We start from the raw sequence: 20,211 nt of genomic DNA on the forward strand, positions 1-20,211 counted from the left end.
AAGGATAAGTATAAAGATGACCATAGATTTTAGTAAAAAAATAACGCCAGCACGAATGTACCGCACAACCTCCAACTTACAAATGGCGCTAGAAAGCGACCGTGGCCGTATTATTAACAGTGCCGCTATTCGCAGGCTGCAGCAAAAAACCCAAGTGTTTCCGCTTGAGCGTAACGCAGCTGTTCGTTCGCGCTTAACTCACTCGCTTGAGGTACAACAGGTTGGTCGTTTTATAGTGCAACGTATTTTTGCAAATTTAAGCTACCAACAACAAAAAGATTACGGCTTAACCGACCTAGAACGCCCCCTAGAAAGCTTAGTAGAAATGGCCTGCCTAATGCACGATATAGGCAACCCACCGTTTGGACATTTTGGCGAAGCTGCAATAAACCACTGGTTTAATAACAACCTAGCAAGCGTAACACCCGAGCGCTGCAAAGAGCCCAATACCGGTATAGGTGTTGTTTTTAAACACCTTGCGCTTGATATTTGTAACTTTGAAGGCAACGCTCAAGGCATACGTATAATTCATTCGTTGCAAACGCTTAATTTAACTTACAGCCAAAGTGCTGGTATTTTAAAATACACTCGACCTGCAGGGCTTGATACAAAAGATATACCGCAAAATAAAAACTACTTAATGAAGAAAGTGGGTTACTACTACAGCGAAAAAAACTTTGTTGAAGCGCTACAAAAAGAGCTCACTATTGAGCCATATTGCCGCCATCCAGCAAGTTATATAATGGAAGCCGCCGACGACATTTCGTATTGCCTAGCCGATATAGAGGATGCTGTTGAAAAAGGGATCATAAGCACCGAATTCTTATGTACACAGCTTAAAAGTCATTATAAAAAAGCACTCATAAACCTAACAATAGACGATACAGAGCACCAAACTTTTGTAGATAAAGCAGTTGACTACGCACATGAGCGCGCCAAAGCACAACCGTATAACTTTAATAGCGAATTTTTTATATACCTGCGCGTTGCACTTTTACATCCGCTAGTTGGACATGCTGCAAAACGCTTTATTGAAAATATAGAACCTATTTACCATGGCGACTTTAACCAAGCACTTTTAGAAGATAGAAGCCATCTACACGCTGTAACCAAAATGCTAAAGCAAGTGGCACTTGAGCATGTATTTTCAAACAAAGAAGTCGAAAAATTAGAGCTACAAGGGTATCGCATAATTAATGGTTTGCTCGATTGCTATAAACCATTACTGCTACTAAACAAGGATGACTTTAAGCGTGCACTAAATGGCGATTCACGTTTATTAATAGAGTCGCGACTTGTTAAAAAGCTCTCTAAAAAGCACTTAAACAGTTACCAACACGCAATAGATGCGATGCAAGAAGAGCCCGATCACTTTGCGGCGTATGAATTTTATTATCGCTGTAGATTAATTCAAGATTATATAAGCGGTATGACCGACCAATTTGCTTACGATGAATATCGCAGCCTTATGGTTATTGATTAGTCGTATTACTCTGGATAATTTTTAATTTTGCGCTTAAAATCAAACTATTAATATTTAAGCGCGCATAACTTCATGATATCAAAACTAATTAGATTTACCCTTTGCTTTGCCTTATTTTATAGTGCGCAAAGTGCTGCATACAACGAAGCTATGTGCATTTTAATTAAACAAGAAATGCAGCAAAATAGTAATAATAAAGCGAGTCAAAAATACCGTAAAGCTGCGCGTGATTACAAAAATAACTGTAATAAGCCAAAAGAAATTCAAGCACAACCTAAGCCCCAAATAATAGAGCCTGAGCCGACTATTATTACTCAGCCACAACCTAAAATTGTTGAACCTGCCCCTGTAATTAAACCTACTGAAGAAGCTGTTAAAGATAGCATCAACGAGCAAACACTTAATTTAACTGATGATCAAAAACAACAAATTAACGATCAGCTAAATACCAATAGTAACGAAATAGTAATTGATGCAGAGCCAACAACAGCAGTACCCGAGCAAGTAGTTACAGAGCAAAAAAACGAAGCTGTGATAGAGCAAGTAAAACCGGCGACGCCAGAGCAAAACGTTCAACCTACGCCTGAAAAGTCTGTACCTGTAAAACCAGCACCGGTGTTAACTAAACCAGCGCCAGTTATTGCGCCGCAACCTATAGCACAAAGCCCAAGCTCGTTACTTTTACCCACTTTAATACTTGTTATAGTGGTACTTATTGGCGCTATGATAGTCGTGCGCCTGCGCCGTGCAAAACAAAGTAAAGTGATGGCAGAACCGACTATAGCGGCTCCACCTGAAGTTAAATCAGAAAAAATTGCTACGCCAGCTAAACCTGAAACTACAAAAGAGCCAGAGATTGAGCCTGTCGTCATCAACGAAGTAACCCAAAATAATAAACCAGTTGAGAGCAGCGTAGAGGCAAATGAAGAGCCTTTAGAGCCTACGAACACTACACAAAATGCTGATATTGAACATACACCACCGCAAATTTCAGATGAGCAAAACAACGTAGTTACACAAGTGCAAACAAGCGAAATTGAGCCTACACCGCTTAACTCAATTGATACTTTAGAGCAAACAAGTACCGCTACGTTTAACGAAGTAAAGCAAAAACCTGAGCCTAATACAGCCGAGTTTGAAGCAGCAGCAAAAACAACCTTAGAGCGTATTAAAAATGCCAGCAGCTTTAATGAGCCAGAAGTACGCGACTTTGATCCAGATGCAAAGCCTGTAAAAAAACAACGTAAGCACCATACAGCGCAAGTAACGGAGCCTGCGCCAATAGAAGCCGAACACAACACTGTAGAGCCGGTTATTAGTACTCCTGAGCCAGTAACAGCGAGTGAGCCGGTTGTAGATTTACACGCACCAGAGCAAATAGCTGACGCTCAATCGACTACATATACAACAGAGCAAGACTTTAAAGAACCAGAGGTACGTACATTTAACCCAGATGCACCATTACCTGGTGAAAAACCGATGCCTAAAAAACAAAGCGCAACACCTAAGCAAACACAAACAACACCGCAAGTTGATGAGCCACAAAGTGAGCCTAAAAAAGCAGACAGTCACAATCCATTTGCTAACTTGTCGTTAGACTCAAGCTGGGATCCTGACTCAACTGAAAAGCCCAAAATAGAAGAGAAAAAACGCGCGCCTAAATCGCAAGCATTAATAGATGCAGAAGAACGCGCTAAAAACATGCAAACCAAATAGTAAGTTTTAAAGTAGCGCCTCATATTTGAGGCGCTGTTTTTCACCGTATTACTTATACTCTTATCCCATCCTAAAATGCGCCTTAGTTATTAGAAGCTTCGCTCCTTGCGCGAGCAAGCTCAGCGCCTGGCGCAATATTCAAGCTTGAGAGTGTTTTATAAGCTTACAACTTGTTGGCGCGATGAGTGCAGAGCATACATTTAACTGGTGGTATTTTTAGACTTGAGTTTAAGGCTACGTTATCCGCAGCCATAAATTAAAGTAACGTGGTCAACATGCCCTAATTAAAAGTCCTAGTTAACAGCCCTAGCGGTACGTTTATTTTTAAGCTTTAACCCGCCAATTAATAGCAGTGGTCCTATAAACATGGCAAGGCCATACACGCCACCGGTAACTGCGTATTCTGGTTTATTTAAAAAGCTAATAGCGATTAAAATAGCTAACGATGCATTTTGAATTCCAACCTCAATTGAAAGCGTCAGCGAATCAGTTAAATTTAATTTTGAACACTTAGCAATTAACCAACCAACAACCATTGAACCAATATTAAGCGCTATGCACGCCCAAAATACGTTGTTAAATGAGCTAACTAATAAATCGCGCTCTTTTATTACTAGTGCGGCAATCATCATAAGCATAAAAAACAACGAGAAGCGTCTAAAAAACGGCTCTGCTTTAATGGCAAAATCACTTTTAAAGTGACGCAACCAAATGCCTATAGCAACTGGCACTAAGGTAATAAAAAATAGCCCTAATGAAGTAGTTAAAATAGAAAAAGTAGCATCGTCTGCTGGGGCAAACTGACTCATAGCAAAGCCAATAATAAACGGTGTGGTTATTATACTAATTGCGGTAGAGGCAGCTGTTAAACTTACCGAAAGCGCTAAATTAGCTTTAGCAAGCTGGCTTACTACATTTGACATAGTACCGCCGGGGCAAGCAGCTAATATCATTAAACCAATAGCGATAGGCGTTGGTAGGTTTAGTAAATAACACAGCCCTAATGCTAATAAAGGCATTGCTACAAGTTGGCCTATTAAACCCATGACAATGCCAAGCGGGCTTTTAAATAAACGAGTAAAATCGGTTGTTGTGAGCCCAAGACCCATACCAAACATAATAAGTGCAAGAGCGAGCGGAAGTATTACTTCGGTTAATATAGATGCATTCAAATTAGACAGCCTCGTTTGTTATTGTTTTTAATTAGAGTGTTAATTTTTAAGTTAACTGTAACGCCCCTTTACAATAACTAGAAGTATTACTTATTTAAAATAGCAGCCACGTGCTTATCTAGTTCTGGAAGTACATCTTGTTCAAACCATGGATTCTTTTTAAGCCATATATTATTACGCGGACTCGGATGTGGAAGCACTAAATAATTTGGCCAATACTCACGCCACGATTTTACTAACTCCGTAAGTGGCATTTTTTTAGTCTCTGGTAAATGATACGCCTGCGCGTATTTACCAAGCACTATTGTCAGCTCAATATTTGGTAGTACAGCCAATAATTGCTCGCGCCATGCAGGCGCACATTCTTTTCTCGGTGGTAAATCACCCGACTTCCCCCTACCCGGGTAGCAAAAGCCCATAGGTAAAATGGCTATATTATTAGCGTCGTAAAATTCATCACGTGTTAGCCCAAGCCATTCTCGCAGGCGGTTTCCGCTTGCATCGTTAAACGGCACACCTGTTTCGTGAACTTTGATTCCAGGTGCTTGCCCTGCAATTAAAATACGTGCGTTTGGGTTAAATTGTATAACAGGACGAGCCCCTAAAGGTAAATGAGGTTCACAGATCACGCATTTACTAACTTGCTCTATTAATTGGTGACTATTCATGTTTATTTGGCCTTAAATGCTTAATATTTATCCTAAATGGCCATTTAGGATAAATGAGTTGGTAAAAAATCGGTTTATTTTAATTAAAACGAGCGTTAGTTAGTAAAATCGTGATCTTTAAGCTCATTCGCGCTACAAGCCTTGTAAAACCTAGTGTTGCTCTGCCCATACAGCAAATTCATTGCCGCTCGGCTCTGCAAAATGAAACCGGCAACCACCCGGAAATTCAAAAATAGGTTTTAATATTGTGCCACCATGGAGTTGTACTTTTTTATACGTAGCGTGAATGTCGTTACTATAAAAAACCAATAGCGCAGCACCGTTTTGAGTTAGCGATTTAAGCGGCGCATTAAAAAAGCCACCATCAAGCCCTTGGCCACTAAACGCCGTGTATTCTGGGCCGTAGTCAGTAAACTGCCAATTAAATACACGACTAAAAAAGACCTTAGTTGCGGGTAAGTCGCATGCAGGAAACTCAACGTAATTTAGTTTTTCGTGATCGCTCATCGTTATTCACTCTTTATTTTTACTCAGTTTATTAACCTTAAGCTTTACATAGAGCCTGTGCAATATCATTAAATAATATCAGATCAGTATTTTACTAAGTAACCAAGTACGTATAACTTACTTAAAAATTAAACATCACAAATGAGAATAACTATCTTTTGTATTTGTAACATATATAATAGCGCCTTTGTTTTATCCTCAGCTTTAAATAAAGGGATTAATTAACTATGCAGGCACCTTTGCACAGTGCGCCATTCGATAAGGTTAACGTGATTGCGCTTATAGTAAAAAGTGTAAGCAGTTATCGAGTTTTGGTATTTTTACGTTTTTTTATTGCCATAATTGGTGGCTATGCTTTTACCTCTGCAAGCACTGCGTTATTAAGCTTTGTGTTGCCAATAGCTAAACAAGACGCTGTGCTGTTTAGTGTTTCAATCAGCATTTTAATTTATGCCGTTGTATTTATTTATGCCTTTAGTGTTAAATCATTAAAAACAGTGTGGATCAGTATTTTACTAAGTACGGGAGCGTTCATTGGATTGCTTGCATTACTGAAGGGTTGGGTATGAAAGACAGCTTTTTCAGATCGATGACTTGGTTGCACACTTGGGTAGGGTTACTCGTTTGTTGGTTATTATATTTAATATTTTTTGCAGGGACTCTTAGCTTTTTTAGAGACGAAATAACCTTGTGGAATCAACCAGCCATACATAATGTGCAAGCCCAAACACAGCGTATAGAAGCGCAAAAACAACAAATAATTACCGGATTTGATTACTTAGCTAACCATGGAGCTCACTCATCAAGCTGGCGTATTACATTACCCGAGCCACGCATTCCTTATTTAATTTATGGTTATGCAAAACCAAAAGAGCCAGGTCAGCGCCGCAGCCGGTTTGAAAACACACAGCTAAACCCTAATACCATGCAAGAGCTTGAGCCCTTTGTAGATACTAAAGGCGGTAACTTTTTTTATCGGCTGCACTATGATTTACATTACATGGATGCAATAACCGCACGCTGGATTGTGTGCTTTGCTAGCTTTTTTATGCTGATTGCCATTATATCGGGGGTGGTTATTCATAAGCGTATTTTTAAAGATATGTTTAGCTTTAGGCGTAACAAAGGTAGCCGTACATGGTTAGATGCCCATAACTTAAGCTCTGTGCTTGCCCTTCCTTTTCATTTAATGATTACTTACACGGGTATAATTACACTTATATTTATGTTGGTTCCCTACCCTGCGCAAACGTCTTACGATAACGGCATGCGTGGCTTTTTTAACGATGTAACCCCTCGCAACACCATGACCGATAAAGCCCAAGGCGAATCGTCAATGGTGCCGATTCAAAGTATTTTGGATCAGGTTTATACTAAGTGGCCTCATGCAGATATTACTCGCGTACAAGTTAACCAACCAAATATGGCAGCTTCAACAATTACCGTATTGGTAAGCGCAGGTAAAACACTGCGTGACCAAGCACCACGCTTAATATTTAGTGGTGCTACAGGGCAAATGGTCGCTAAAACTGATGACGAGCTAACTAGCAGCAAAGCGCTTTACGAATCACTTAATTCAATGCATACAGGGCGTTTAGCTACGTGGTTACTGCGTTGGTTATACGTATTAGGCGGTATTGCAGGCTGTGTAATGATTGGCTCTGGCTGTATTATGTGGGCTAAGCGAATTCGCGAGCGAACTAAAAATAACGTTAAACCTTCGTTTGGTTTAAAACTAGTTGAGGGGTTAAACCTAGCCACTATTATGGGACTTCCACTGGCAACGTGTGCATTTTTTATTGCTAACAGACTACTTAGCCCAACTACCGCAGAGCGCGCCGATAAAGAAATACTCGCGTTCTTTTTAACATGGCTAGCGGTTGCTCTTTTAGCACTTATAAAGCGCGACACACTGCAATGGCGAGTTATGGCAGCTATAAATGCTGTTGCATGTTTAAGCGTACCGGTTATTAATGCACTTACAACTAACGGTAATCTAGTTAGCTATTTGATGCACGAACAGTGGGCTTTATTTACTTTTGATGCACTGTTTTTGTTATTTAGTATATTGTTTTTTATACAAACCGAAAAATTACGTACTGCTAAAAACAACTCAAAAATAACCAGCCCTAGTCAATCTAATAACTTTAAAGGGCAAAAACCATGATTGATTTACTTGGGTTTAGCCTATGCCTGCTCAGTTTTAACTGTTTTGCGCTGGCTAAGTATAATCATTTTAAAGATGTATTTAAAAAACGCCCTACAGAATCCCAACGTAAAAAGCTGCTATTAGCTGCTTGGATCAGTATTTTACTAAGCTTGGTGCTTTGTATAGTTACTCAAGATGGATATGGTGCATTACTATTTTGCGGATTTATGAGCCTAAGTGTCTTAATTATAATGGTTTTTTATAATTTTTTAGTAGGCTACGTGAAGTGGTTTAGTGTTTTAAATAGCGTGTTAGTTGTACTAAGTGGGTTGTTTTTAGCATTAAACTAGCCTTAGTTAGTAAAAACGTGATCCGTTACTTTCCCATAGATTAGGCAAAAAAAATGGCAAGCTATATAGCTTGCCAACAATAGGGGATATTCAGTGTTTCCAATACTTGCTGTCTCACGGCAAGTACACACAATATAACCATAATATATTTAAGTTACTTTACAGTTAAATTACTCTTTTATTACTACTTTAAAAACGTATATAACTAACTGTAAACCCCCTTTACATAGTCTCTTGGTTTACCCAAATTATTTCATCGGTAGCAAAGCCCAACTCTTTAGCTTTAGTTAAAAAGTGTTCTTTAAGCTCTTTGCTAACCGTTGGTGTACGCGACAAAAACCACAAGTAATCTTTGTTGTAACTGGTTATAAATGCATATTGATAATCGGGTTGGTCAAGTTCAAAAATCACGTAAGCGCCATAAAATGGACCAAAAAACGAGACTTTAAAATGCCCTGTGTCGGTGCCCTTAACAAACTTGGCTAAGCCTTCGGCGTCATCCCATTTTTTATCATCCGTTAAATACCCTTTGTTAAGGACCTTTACTGTGCCGTCGTCGTTAATTGAATAAGTCGCGGTAACTTGCTCCATCCCTTCTTCGAATGAGTGATTAAGACGCGCTATTTCAAACCATTTGCCTTTATATTTTTGTATATCAAAGTTTTTAACGGGTGTTATTCCCTCAGGAGGGCTGGTGCAGGCACTAAGAAAAAATAACCCTGTAATAAGTAAACCGTATTTAATAGCCTTCATGTAAGCTCCTTTTTTAATTACATAAATCGTACGTATTATCTAAATATAGATGGATATAAAGTTTGCTAGCCGATTAAAAAAATTTGCTATAGGATCATATTAATTCTAAAGCAATAAAAATGACCATAGCATGAAAATTTGGGTAGATGCAGACGCGTGTCCTGTTGTTATAAAAGAAATACTTTTTAGAGCTGCAGAGCGTATGAAAATCGAGACTATTTTAGTAGCGAATCACGCAATGCGTATTCCGCCGTCAAAATACATAAGCCGCGTTCAAGTATCGTCGGGATTTGATGTAGCCGACGACGAAATAGTAAAACGTGTTGAAAAAGGCGATTTAGTTATTACAGGCGATATTCCGCTAGCAAGTGAAGTAATTGATAACGGCGGGCAAGCACTCAACCCACGTGGCGAGCTTTATACCACCGAGAATATCCGCTCAATACTTAACGTGCGCGACTTTATGGATACCATGCGCTCAAGCGGCGTAGAAATGAGTGGTGGGCCGCCGCCACTTAGCCAAACCGATCGCCAAAACTTTGCAAATAACCTCGACCGTATTTTAGCGCAAAACAAGGCTAACTAACTTGAATACCCAATTAGTTGGCTTAGGTGATACGCAATTTAGCGTGGCAGTATACGTAGCAAAAGCGCCGCCAATGCCGTTTTTTGAAACACTTGAATGCCTAGAACCGGTTATAAATGAGCAAATAAATACCATAAACCAGTACTGTGGTAATGGTTGGCGCAAAGTGTTTAACGTTTACGCCAAAGTGCTATTTTCCCTGCCAAGTGAGCATTATTCATTTGCTAAACAAGCCCCTACTTGGCAACAATATCGCGATGAGTTTTTACTGCAAAAAAATAGTAAAACCGCCCTGCTATTTAGCGCGCCTGACACTACTATTACTTGCGCAGATAAAGCTTCTAGCAATAAAAACCAGCTACACATAATTGCTGGGCGTACGCACGCTAAAAACTTATTACAACAAGGTAAGTTGCATGCACAATTTGATTGGCTCGACGACGAGTTTGCAATAGACACCAGTAACAACATTATTGTGTGCCCGTATTTTGATTACAGGCAATTAAGTAATATAAAAATTGCGAGATTAAGCGAGCTAGTCGCGCAGCTAAAAGGCACTAAATAACACATTGTAAGGAACGACCATGGCCGGAATTTTAGAGTTAAACGAATTATTAAAATCAATGCAGCCTGTGCTTAAACAAGGTGAATACATATTTTGCTGTTTGGCAGGGAAATTGGCTGATTACGTTCACTTAGAGCCACTTGCCACTTACGTTGAAGAGGAAGGCCTAACCCTTATTTTAAAAGCTGAAACCGCCGATAAAGCAGGTATTACTTACGAGGGTAAATATAATTTAATTACTCTCAATGTACATTCAAGCTTAGAGGCCGTTGGGCTAACAGCTGCGGTATCTGCAAAGCTAACTGAGCATGGCATTAGCGCTAATGTGGTAGCTGCGTTTTATCACGACCATATTTTTGTACAAACAGACAAAGCACAAGCTGCAATGAAAGCACTTGGAGAGATTGGTTAGGATTGCTGGCACAGTAATGATCTGAGTGATGTGGATATTAGAGCGTCGGGTGGCGCCTCACTTATCCGACCTACGCTTAGAGAAACTTCGGGGTGTAGAGAGGGTTATATAAAAACACCGAGTTTGTTCACTCGGTGTTTTTATTGGTGCTAAATAGCGGGTGCTTGTTTAGCTTGTGAAACTTAAACTACATATCCGCTAAAACCTAGGGCTTTAAAATACAGCTTCGGAATGCCAAATTTGCACTCATTTAGCAATTCGCTAAAGCGCATTCTATCAAGCGGGTAAAACTCATTTTCTAAGTCGTGCCCTGTTTGTGTTTTACCTGTTTCGGTTAAACCCAATTGCGCGCACGTTGTGAGCTGGGCTTCGCGCTCAAATGAAGTTTCGGGGCGCATTAAATCTGCAATAAAAAGGTTTGCGTCTTTTTTAAGACTTCCTTTAATTGCTTTTAATAACTCTTTTTTATCGCCGTTATCTTCTAAAAAATGCATTACTAATAAACATAAAACGGCATCGGCTTTAACCGATAACTTATCAACTGGGCCATTATGTACATCTACGCGGCTTGTTATGCCTTGTTCATCAAATTGCTGCTGTGCGATAGCAAGCATATCGGCTGATGTATCTTGCGCAGTAAATTGCCATGTAGGGTTTAGTGCAGCCAGTGCAAGTACTTCTTTGCCTGTGCCTGCCCCTACTACCAAAATATGCGCATTGTCGCTTAGCGTTGCTTGTAGTTGCGCATTAGTGAGCTGATGTAATAATTCATAACCAGGCACTAAACGGGTTATGCGGCTATCGTATTGTGTTGCTTGCTCGCCTGTAAACGTTGGCATTGTATCTCCTTGTTTTCAGTAATGTTGCTTATAAAACTTCAACTGTGGAATATCCACCTGGCTTTTTGGCTACATGCACTTGAGTGGCTACACGCTCGCTCATTTGTGTTACGTGCGATATAACGCCTACTTTTCTGCCTTGTGCTTGCAAAGAATCCAAAGCGTCCATTGCAATGCTTAGGGTTTCGCTGTCTAACGTACCAAACCCTTCGTCAATAAACAAAGAATTGATTTGTACTTTGTTAGACGAAAGCGATGCTAAACCAAGTGCAAGCGCTAGCGATACTAAAAATGACTCACCGCCCGAGAGCGTATTAACAGAGCGTTGCTCGTCGGCCATGTCGCGGTCGATAATTGCAATGTCGAGCGTTTGCGCTATTGCGGTTAATTCGTAGCGTTTGTTGAGTGTTTTTAAATGGCTGTTGGCATAGTGCAATAATATTTTTAGCGTTTGTGTTTGTGCTAAGTTACGCATGGTTTTACCCGTTGCATCGCCCAATACTTTATTAAGCAAGTGCCACTGCTCTACCTGTGTTTTAAGCGTAGTTAACTCAGCTTGTTTGCCTTCAAGCGCCTTTGCGTTTTGGTTGTGTTGCTCAATAGCGGTATTAGTTGCTAGTAATGAATTTTGCAGCTGCGTTTGTTGCTCATTTAAGCTGCTTAATTGCGTACTTAAAGCCTCTGCACTTTGTGTTGGCTTATCGCTACTGTTGTGTTTTTCAAGCGTAAGTTGCTGCTGTTTTAATGCGGCATTTGCATCTGTTAACGCTTGAGTTAACTGCTCGTGTTGATTTAAATGCGCTTTAATAGTCTCGCTACTTAGCGTTAGTAAAATTTTGATCTGTTCGTGCGTTACGTCGCTGTATTGCGCTTTAAAGTCAGCAAACCACTGGTTATAACGTGCCTCAAGTGTTGCTAGTTCTTGGCTGTTTTCAAGTAAGCGTTGCTCCACATTTTTAAGCGTTATAGCGTGCTCATCTCGTTGTTTTATCGCGTCGTCATAGGCTTTTTGGCTCGCTTGAACCTGCGATTGTTTTTGCTCTTGCTCACTTGTGAGTTTTGCTTGGTAGTCGTCTGCGCTTATTTGCTCATTATTAAATAAAGCTGAGCGCTCACTTTGTACAGCGTCTAATAGCTCTTTAGCTTTTACAAACTCTTCATTAAGTGCTTTTAACGATTGCTCGCTTTTACTAACAAGCGGGGTAAGCTGCTTTATTTGCTCACTAGCTGTGTCTTGGCGCTTTTGGCTTTGCTCAAGTTGCATTTGAGTTTGCTGATACTGCGTAACTTGCTCGTGAAACTGGGTAAGCTCAAGCGTATTGGCTTGTAGTTGCAGCCAAAAATCACTGTTTTCAAATTGGCTATTGAGCGTTGTACCCAGCTCGTTAATTTGCGTACTTAGCTCGCTATGCTTACTCGTTAACTGGTTTTTCTGGTGTGTAAGCTCAAGGTGTTTATTACTCAATTGCTGCTGTACTTGCTGCTCTGCTTTAAGTGCTGCTTGTAGCTCGTTTACTTTGGTTTGCAGTGTGCGTTGGCGTTTTTGCTGCTCAAAGTATTGCGCTTTTTGCTGCGTTAATTGCTTATAAGTTACTTCAAGCTGATCAGGCGTTAAGTCGTTAAGCTCACTACGTGCGCCTTGCATGGTATTTTTAATGTCGAGCTGTTTGGCTTTTGCTGTTTGTATTATTTGCTCAAGTTGTCCGTGTTCAGCAGTTAATACAGCATGTTGAGTTTGATGCTTATGCAGCTCGCTTTGTGCATGGTCAAATTGCTTTTTAGCGGTATTAAAAGCATTTTCAAAATCAGTAATTAAGTTATTTAATTGCTGATTTTGATTTACCGCATACGGATGCTCCGTTGCGCCGCACACTAAACAAGGCTCATTAGGGCGAAGCTCAGTGCGTAAATGCTCTACGTTTTCGCTGGCTCTTAAGCGCGCTTGGTTAAGTGCGTACTCGCTGCCTTTAAGTGCTTGCTCGCTGGTTATTAAATGCTGATTAAGTAAAGCATGGGCTTGCTGGCTTTCATTTAGCTGCTGATTGAGCACTTGCTGGCGTTGAGTGCTTTGTTTTAGCTCTGCGTTAAATTGCTTATAGCGCTCTCGCTGCTCTTTTAAGTAATCAATACTTTTTAGCTGCGCGTCGCAGTGCTCTGCATTAAATTCATTAAGCTGAGTATTTAAAACCTGCAAAGCAGACTGCTCGCTCGTAAGTAACGCCTCGCACTGCTGCACTTTATTATTTTGTGTATTTAATCGCTCGCTCTGACCTGCAAGCTCGGTATTAAGAGTTTGGCTTTGTGCAAGGTTCGCAGTTAATTGCTGCTGTGCATTTAAGTAAGTATTAAAGCTTTGCTGATAGTAGCTCCAGTCTTTTGCTAAAACGTGCAGCTGTGCATGCTCATTAAGCCATTGCTGGCTTTTAGTTGAGTCGGTATTAGCGAGTTCTAGCTCGTTATTGCTTTGTTTAAGCTGCTGATTGAGCTCATCAAGTTGAGTTTGCTCTTTGATTATTTGCGACTCTGCGCCTTTTACAGCTTGAGTTTGCAAAGCAATGCTACTGTCAAGCTCTCTCGCTTTTGCTATAACGGGCGCTGCATTTTGTTTTTGCTCATTGGCGTTATTAAGTAGCTCAGTATGCTTAGCAAGCGCGGTGTTACGCTCGTTAATTACCGCTAAATGATCAACACTTTTAAGCGATGCTATTTGCTGATCTAACGCCGTATTTTGATCGGTTAATTGAGTAAAACGGCTGCGGTTATCTTTTATTTCAAGCGTTTGTTTAGCTTGTTTTGCTTGCTCGCTTTGAACAACGATACTTTCAAGCGCTGAGCTTGCTTGTTGCTGGGTTTGCTGTGCCTGCAGTAAATTTTGCTCAAGCACTGTAGCTTGCTGATACCAGTTAAGTGCTTTTTCGGTTTTGGTCAGCTCTTTTTTAGTGTGTTCGGTTTGCGCTTTTAAATCGGTTAACTTGGTTTGTTGTAACTCGAGTTCTTCTGGTGTTAATAAGGTATAGCTTTCAAGGCCTGCTTTAAGCGCTTCAAGCTTTGCCACTTGCTCTTTATGGCGCTCAAAAATACGCACGCCAATACGGCTAAATTTATCGGTGCCTGTTAAGCACTCCAAAAGTTGCGCTCGCTCATCGCCAGTGGCTTTTAAAAATGCAGCAAACTCATGTTGCGCTAAAAGTACGGCACGGGAGAACTGCTCAAAGTTAAGCCCTATTTTGCTCTCAACTTCTTTTATTGTGTGGCTTTTGTCAGCTATAAGGGTTTCGTCTGGCAGGGTTACTAATGTGTGCTCTGCTACTTTAAGTTTGCCAGTTACTTTTTTATGGGTCCGTGCAATTGTATAACGCGCACGGTAAAGCTGTTTATCTTGCCCTAAAAAGTCAACCTCGGCGTGGCCTTCCCATGTACCTCTGCGTAGTAGGTTTCGCGCATCATTAAGCTTAATGCTGTCGCCATTAAACTCAATTAAGTTACCTTTATCGCCGCGTAGCCTCGCTGTTTTTGTATAAAGGGCTAAACAAATCGCATCTAAAAAGGTACTTTTACCAGCGCCGGTATCGCCTGTTATTGCAAATAAGCCTGCATCTTTTAATGGGGCTTGAGTAAAGTCTATTTCAGCATCAACTATTGAGGCTAAATTATGAATACGAACTGCGGTTATTTTCATAGTTGTTCTTGCTCCGTAAGCTCGTTTATCACATCACTTAAAAGTGCTTTTAGCTCATCGGGTACGCTTTGCCCTGCCATATCTTTATCGTTTGCAAATGCTTGTTCTAATAAGTTAAGCGGGTTGAGCATTTCAACTTCGCTTAAATCTTCAAATACGGTGTTGTCGTCATTTTGAGTCGATTGCTCACGTACACGTTCAATACCACAAAATTTAATATGCTTGCCTTCAAGTGCTTGTTCTATTTGTTCTCTGAAGGTGGTGTCGGTATCGCTTGATTTAAGCTTTACACGTAAATAAGGCGCTATTGTATTTTGTGCAGTGTCGAGCGCTTTAATTTGCTCGCATAGTTCGCTTAATGGCACACACTCCCCTTTTGGTAAAACAATTACATCGGCAGAGCGCGGAATGTAAAGGGGGTTTACAGTTGTACTAATATGTTGTTTTTCATCAATAATAAACTCAACAACATTTACTTGGTGCGTGTAGTTACGTTCTGAAAACGACATAGGTATAGGTGTGCCGCTGTAGCGAATAATATGGCTTTTAGCGACTTGTTGCGCTTTGTGTAAGTGCCCAAGGGCAACATAGTTGGCTTGTTTACCAAATACATTGGCTGAAATAGACTCCTCACCACCTATTACTAAGTTACGCTCAGAATCACTTGAGATATCCCCGCCTTTTGCGTGTAAATGCCCCATAACTATTAATGGTGAGTTTTGCTCGTTTATATTAGTAGCTTGCTCTAATGCAAGTTCATAAGCTTTTGCAACGCCTTGAGCATAACTAGGGCCGCTTTCGGTTTGGCTAAGTAAACTTACATCGCTTGCACGTAAAAATGGCATAGCGACGATTACAGCGCGTTTACCATTGGTATTTATGGTAATAACAGTTTCATCGGGTGTTGCGACATCAAAGCGCCCTACTACGTGCGTATCAAATTGCGCTAGTAATGGCTGAGCTGCCAAAATACGATTTGCAGAGTCGTGGTTACCCGCAATAATTACTACGTGTAATTGTGGGCATGCCTTTTTGGCGTCTTTAATAAATTGGTAAAGCTGATTTTCGGCGCTAGCGCTTGGAGTCGCGGTATGATAAATATCGCCAGCAACTAAAAGTAAGTCTATTTGTTGTTCAACAAGAGTGGCTAATAACCATGTAAAAAAGGCTTGATGCTCAACACGGCGGTCGTGTTCGTAGAATTGTTGGCCAAGGTGCCAATCTGAGGTGTGGAGGACTTTCATGTCGCGCTCTTAATTAAACCGTAAGAGCGCCAATATACCCAAGGCAGTTAAAGATGCAAGCCTAAGCCGTGTATTACCTTAGGTTAAACTGTACCAAGCTGAAAAAACAACCGGCAATGCTAAAAGTGCCATTAATAATGGAATTTTTAACGTTTTAGTTTGTTTTGCGTGTAGCGCCTTTAATGCATTAGTTTCGTTGCACGCTGCTACTTTATCGATATAAAAATAACCCGAATCGAGATACTGCTTACAGTTATTCTCACTTGCTGGAATCGCAATTAGTTCTTGTTGTTTTTTTAGGATGTAAAAATCCATAAGCCCACCGCATTTCTTGCTAGTAATCGATATTAATTTGAGGATAAATGTGACGAATTTATTTGCCTCAAATAAAAAGGTTGGCGATTTTAAATATAAACTGCACTAAAGATCAACCTAAAATTGCACTATTTATCATTTATCGTAAAAATAGCGAACATTAAGGAAGTTCGGCAATATTTGAGCCAATAATTCAGCTGTTTTCACTGTGTTTTTGTTCAGTAGAGTGGGCTTTTAGCTCATTTTACTTGTTGGAAATTTGAGACACTTATACATAGGATTATTGGTTTACCTGATAATGTTAAAGCAATACTTTTTTAGCAACGTAGGTAAAATTAATGTGCTTTTACCAAGCTCTAAAACTTGTATTTAACAGCTCAAAACCATTGTTAAAACCCACTTTTGTAAAGCCCCTTTACAGTTTTTATTTATTCGTATTTTGTTACAAAATAATTGCACTTTTCAATCTAATAAACTAAGTGAACATCACCCTAAAAATACGGTATTTGGTCGCTAATTTATTGAAGCTAACTGGTATATTTGTCAAAGTATGCTCACAAAATTATATTAGGACTAACAATGAAAAAAATAGGTCTTACGCTAAGTGCTTTTGTATTGCCTTTGGCAATATCTAGTGCGGTTATGGCGTCTTCGGTTGAGCAAACAAAAGGTTCTTTTGTTGATAAATTTCGTCAATTAGACGAAGCGCTTCCTACACCCAACGTTTATCGTAGTGCCGCTGGCGAACCAGGTGAAAAATACTGGCAGCAACGTGTAAACTACGATATTGATGTAAAGCTAGATGAAAAAAAGCACCGTATTACCGGTAGCCAAAGCATTGAATATAAAAATAACTCTCCGCATACACTTAAATATTTATGGTTACAGTTAGATCAAAATATTTTTAAAAGCGATTCAATTGCCGAAACAACTAAAACGTTTAAAAGCACTTTAGAAAGCCTACCAGCTCAAAAGCCTGCTAAATTAAGTTTAGGTGACTTACGCCGTCAGCAATTTATGAGCGACAATGAACTGGGTTATACTATCAGTGGCGTAAAAGATGACGATGGTAAAGAGCTACGCGTAACTGTAGTTGATACTTTAATGCGCATTGATTTAAACGAGCCATTAAAACCAGGTAAAGAAGTAGAATTTAGCATGAACTTTGCCTTCAACATTGTTGAAGAAGATGCTGTAGGTGCACGTTCTGGTTACGAGCACTTTGAAGAAGATGGCAACGACATATTCTTAATTGCTCAGTGGTTCCCTCGCTTAGCGGCTTATACCGATTACGAGGCATGGACAAACAAGCCATTTTTAGGCTCTGGTGAGTTTACGCTTGAGTTTGGTGATTACGATGTTGAGATTACTGTTCCTGCGGATCACATTGTATCGGCAACAGGTAAGCTTGATAACGCGAGCAAAGTACTTACAAGTACTCAGCGCAAACGTTTAAAGCAAGCTGAAACATCTAAGCGTCCTGTGTTTATTGTTAACGCAGAAGAAGCGCTAGAAAACGAAAAAGAAGGCACCGACAAAACTAAAACGTGGCACTTTAAAGCACAGAATGTTCGTGACTTTGCTTGGGCGTCGTCTCGTAAGTTTATGTGGGATGCAAAAGGTTATCAACAAGGTGGTGACGTTCAGCCTTTAGTTATGGCAATGTCGTTCTTCCCTAAAGAAGGTGGTGACTTATGGAAAAAGTACTCAACTGAAGCGGTAGTACACACAATGGAAGTGTACTCTAAGTATTCTTTTGATTACCCGTACCCAACTGCACAGTCGGTTAACGGCCCAGTTGGTGGTATGGAATACCCAATGATCACCTTTAACGGTCCGCGTACTAAGTTACAAGATGACGGTACTCGTACGTATTCTCAGGCTGAAAAGCGCTTTTTACTTGGCGTAGTTATTCATGAAGTGGGTCATATTTACTTTCCGATGATTGTGAACTCAGATGAGCGCCAATGGACGTGGATGGATGAAGGCTTAAACAGCTTTTTAGATGGTGTTGCTGGTCGTGAATGGGATCCTACTATTCCTTGGGGTGTTGAGCCTCGCGATATAGTGAGCTACATGAAGTCAGAAGTCCAAGTACCAATTATGACTCAGTCAGACAGCGTATTACGTTTAGGCCCTAATGCTTATACTAAACCTGCCGCAGCCCTTAATATTTTACGTGAAGTAATTTTAGGCCGTGACTTATTCGACTTTGCATTTAAAGAGTATGCTCAGCGCTGGAAATACAAGCGCCCTACTCCAGCTGATTTTTTCCGTACAATGGAAGAAGCCTCTGGTGTTGATTTAGATTGGTTTTGGCGTGGCTGGTTTTACACCACAGACCATGTTGATATCTCTTTAGATAAAGTGTATCAACTACGTTTAGACACTAAAAACCCTGATATTGATTACAGCCGTTTACGTGATATTGAAGCAGACAAGCCTACGTCATTATTTGTTGAGCGTAACCGCGCCGAAGGTAAAAAAACATGGGTTGAGCAAAACCCTGATGTTACCGATTTTTATGACGAAAACGACCGCTTTACTGTAACCAATAAAGAACGTAACTCGTACAATAAGTTTTTAAAAGGCTTAGAGCCGTGGGAGCGTAAAACGCTTGAACGTGCTTTAGAAGAAGATAAAAACTACTACGTTATGGAATTTTCAAACCTTGGTGGTTTGGTAATGCCTATATTACTTGAGCTAACATATGAAGATGGCACGACTGAAGAGCGTTATATTCCTGCTGAAATTTGGCGTCGTAATTATAAAAATGTTCAAAAGCTAATTGTTACCGATAAAAACAAACCGCTTGTATCAGTTACTGTAGATCCTAATTGGGAAACTGCGGATGTAGATATTGAAAATAATAACTACCCTCGTCGTATTATTCCTTCACGTATTGAAGTGTTTAAAAAGGAAAAGAGTAAAGCTAAAGTAAGTCGCGATATCATGCAAGATATTAAAACTGAGCTTAAAACTGATGAGAAGAAAGACGAAAAAGATAACGGTGAGGAGCCGCAATAATGCGCTTTTTGCTTATTATTGTTTGCCTTTTAGTTGCTGCGCCGAGTATGGCGCATCAACTAAAATCGTCAATTACAACCGTGCTTTTTAATAAACGAACGCATAATGTTGAGTTAATGCACCGCTTTTATTTACATGATACCGAACATGCCGTAGGAACATTATTTGAAGGCAAAATCGATATTATTAGCAATAAAGCCGATCAGCAACGTTTTGCTAAATATGTTGAATCGCATGTTGCTCTACAAACATTAAGTGGTGAACCTTTACCACTTAACTTTGTGGGAGCACAAGTTGATGGTAAGTTTTTTTGGGTTTACCAAGAAGCACCAATTCCTGAAAACATTGAAGGAATTAAAATGAGCAATGGCGCGCTTCGTGATTTATGGCCATCTCAGGTAAATATGGTAAACGTTGAGGGCAAAGGTAAGATTAAAACTTTAAACTTTGCACAAGATGATACTTGGCTCGAAGCCCGCTTTGAGCAAAATTAACAGTTAAAACTTCCCCAACCAACGCGCACTGCAGTTAATGTGCGCGTTTTCTTCATACGTTTAAACTGCGTTCATTTTTGATCTGGTATATGTAAATTTACGTAAAAATTGGTAGTTCAATTTGTATATTTACCATTTTTTGCGCATGCTACAACTACCAATTATATTTACTGTATTATCAATAGATTGATAGCAGTGCAAATAAATAATTTAAATATAGTTAGTTTCATTTATCCCTTTAGCTATAACTGG

Annotated in this window: 18 protein-coding genes; 10 read left to right on the top strand and 8 right to left on the bottom strand. The window is 40.0% G+C overall.

From position 1 onward, the window contains the following. The first annotated feature begins 16 nt into the window (after positions 1-16). Positions 17-1,483, top strand: coding sequence for a dGTPase (gene dgt, locus H5161_RS02930; RefSeq protein WP_182736575.1), 1,467 nt, complete (start codon positions 17-19; stop codon positions 1,481-1,483). Between the two features lie 72 nt (positions 1,484-1,555). Continuing rightward, on the top strand, positions 1,556-3,199 hold the full coding sequence (locus H5161_RS02935; protein ID WP_182768643.1) for a cell surface protein: 1,644 nt from the start codon (positions 1,556-1,558) through the stop codon (positions 3,197-3,199). A gap of 293 nt (positions 3,200-3,492) precedes the next feature. Here the strand turns inward: H5161_RS02935 and H5161_RS02940 are convergent, their stop codons facing one another. The 3 genes from H5161_RS02940 to H5161_RS02950 form a co-directional block, all read right to left on the bottom strand. Beyond that, positions 3,493-4,371, bottom strand: coding sequence for a bile acid:sodium symporter family protein (locus H5161_RS02940; protein WP_165723796.1), 879 nt, complete (start codon positions 4,369-4,371; stop codon positions 3,493-3,495). A gap of 86 nt (positions 4,372-4,457) precedes the next feature. Beyond that, positions 4,458-5,039 carry a uracil-DNA glycosylase family protein gene (locus H5161_RS02945; RefSeq protein ID WP_182768644.1) on the bottom strand — a complete coding sequence of 194 codons (582 nt, stop codon included), beginning with the start codon at positions 5,037-5,039 and terminating at the stop codon, positions 4,458-4,460. 150 nt (positions 5,040-5,189) lie between these two features. Next, entirely contained in the window at positions 5,190-5,546 is a 357-nt protein-coding gene (locus tag H5161_RS02950) for a VOC family protein (RefSeq protein ID WP_182692385.1), read from the bottom strand. Positions 5,547-5,773: 227 nt separating this feature from the next. On the opposite strand from H5161_RS02950, the gene H5161_RS02955 reads away from it, so the two are divergent. Genes H5161_RS02955 through H5161_RS02965 form a run of 3 tightly spaced genes read left to right on the top strand, consistent with a single transcriptional unit; the run spans position 5,774 to position 8,045 of the window. Next, a complete protein-coding gene (locus tag H5161_RS02955) occupies positions 5,774-6,115 on the top strand; it encodes a hypothetical protein (protein ID WP_002959167.1) in 342 nt (113 codons plus the stop codon). Beyond that, positions 6,112-7,713, top strand: coding sequence for a PepSY domain-containing protein (locus H5161_RS02960; protein ID WP_182768645.1), 1,602 nt, complete (start codon positions 6,112-6,114; stop codon positions 7,711-7,713). Before H5161_RS02955 ends, H5161_RS02960 begins: the two co-directional genes overlap by 4 nt. Beyond that, positions 7,710-8,045: a DUF3325 domain-containing protein gene (locus H5161_RS02965; protein WP_182695294.1), complete on the top strand. Its 336-nt coding sequence runs from the start codon at positions 7,710-7,712 to the stop codon at positions 8,043-8,045. The genes H5161_RS02960 and H5161_RS02965 overlap by 4 nt, the downstream gene beginning before the upstream one ends. A 222-nt stretch (positions 8,046-8,267) precedes the next feature. On the opposite strand, the gene H5161_RS02970 is transcribed toward H5161_RS02965, so the two are convergent. Beyond that, positions 8,268-8,798 (bottom strand): lipocalin family protein, encoded by a 531-nt coding sequence (locus tag H5161_RS02970; RefSeq protein WP_182696560.1) that lies wholly within the window; start codon positions 8,796-8,798, stop codon positions 8,268-8,270. Between the two features lie 130 nt (positions 8,799-8,928). On the opposite strand from H5161_RS02970, the gene H5161_RS02975 reads away from it, so the two are divergent. The 3 genes from H5161_RS02975 to H5161_RS02985 are packed head-to-tail and all read left to right on the top strand — an operon-like array spanning position 8,929 to position 10,361. After that, the gene (locus tag H5161_RS02975) at positions 8,929-9,384 is read left to right on the top strand and encodes a YaiI/YqxD family protein (RefSeq protein ID WP_002959175.1); all 456 of its coding nucleotides are present in this window, start codon (positions 8,929-8,931) and stop codon (positions 9,382-9,384) included. Between the two features lies 1 nt (position 9,385). Continuing rightward, entirely contained in the window at positions 9,386-9,949 is a 564-nt protein-coding gene (locus H5161_RS02980; RefSeq protein ID WP_182768646.1) for a DUF6942 family protein, read from the top strand. A gap of 19 nt (positions 9,950-9,968) precedes the next feature. After that, positions 9,969-10,361: an ACT domain-containing protein gene (locus tag H5161_RS02985; RefSeq protein WP_024596052.1), complete on the top strand. Its 393-nt coding sequence runs from the start codon at positions 9,969-9,971 to the stop codon at positions 10,359-10,361. Positions 10,362-10,543: 182 nt separating this feature from the next. Here H5161_RS02985 and H5161_RS02990 read toward each other — a convergent pair whose 3' ends face one another. From H5161_RS02990 to H5161_RS03005, 4 genes are all read right to left on the bottom strand, one after another. Next, the gene (locus H5161_RS02990) at positions 10,544-11,200 is read right to left on the bottom strand and encodes a class I SAM-dependent methyltransferase (RefSeq protein WP_024596051.1); all 657 of its coding nucleotides are present in this window, start codon (positions 11,198-11,200) and stop codon (positions 10,544-10,546) included. 28 nt (positions 11,201-11,228) lie between these two features. Continuing rightward, positions 11,229-14,879, bottom strand: a complete 3,651-nt coding sequence (locus H5161_RS02995; RefSeq protein ID WP_182768647.1) for an AAA family ATPase — start codon at positions 14,877-14,879, stop codon at positions 11,229-11,231. Then, positions 14,876-16,123 carry an exonuclease SbcCD subunit D C-terminal domain-containing protein gene (locus H5161_RS03000; protein WP_182768648.1) on the bottom strand — a complete coding sequence of 416 codons (1,248 nt, stop codon included), beginning with the start codon at positions 16,121-16,123 and terminating at the stop codon, positions 14,876-14,878. Before H5161_RS03000 ends, H5161_RS02995 begins: the two co-directional genes overlap by 4 nt. 78 nt (positions 16,124-16,201) lie before the next feature. Continuing rightward, entirely contained in the window at positions 16,202-16,438 is a 237-nt protein-coding gene (locus H5161_RS03005; RefSeq protein WP_002959190.1) for a hypothetical protein, read from the bottom strand. A 579-nt stretch (positions 16,439-17,017) separates the two neighbouring features. On the opposite strand from H5161_RS03005, the gene H5161_RS03010 reads away from it, so the two are divergent. Both H5161_RS03010 and H5161_RS03015 read left to right on the top strand, forming a co-directional pair. Continuing rightward, positions 17,018-19,465, top strand: coding sequence for a M1 family metallopeptidase (locus H5161_RS03010; RefSeq protein ID WP_138490129.1), 2,448 nt, complete (start codon positions 17,018-17,020; stop codon positions 19,463-19,465). Continuing rightward, positions 19,465-19,959: a DUF6702 family protein gene (locus H5161_RS03015; protein ID WP_154902845.1), complete on the top strand. Its 495-nt coding sequence runs from the start codon at positions 19,465-19,467 to the stop codon at positions 19,957-19,959. Before H5161_RS03010 ends, H5161_RS03015 begins: the two co-directional genes overlap by 1 nt. The last annotated feature ends 252 nt before the right edge of the window (positions 19,960-20,211 follow it).

This window comes from Pseudoalteromonas sp. SG43-5 (genome assembly GCF_014164345.1).
Taxonomy (GTDB): Bacteria; Pseudomonadota; Gammaproteobacteria; order Enterobacterales; family Alteromonadaceae; genus Pseudoalteromonas; species Pseudoalteromonas distincta.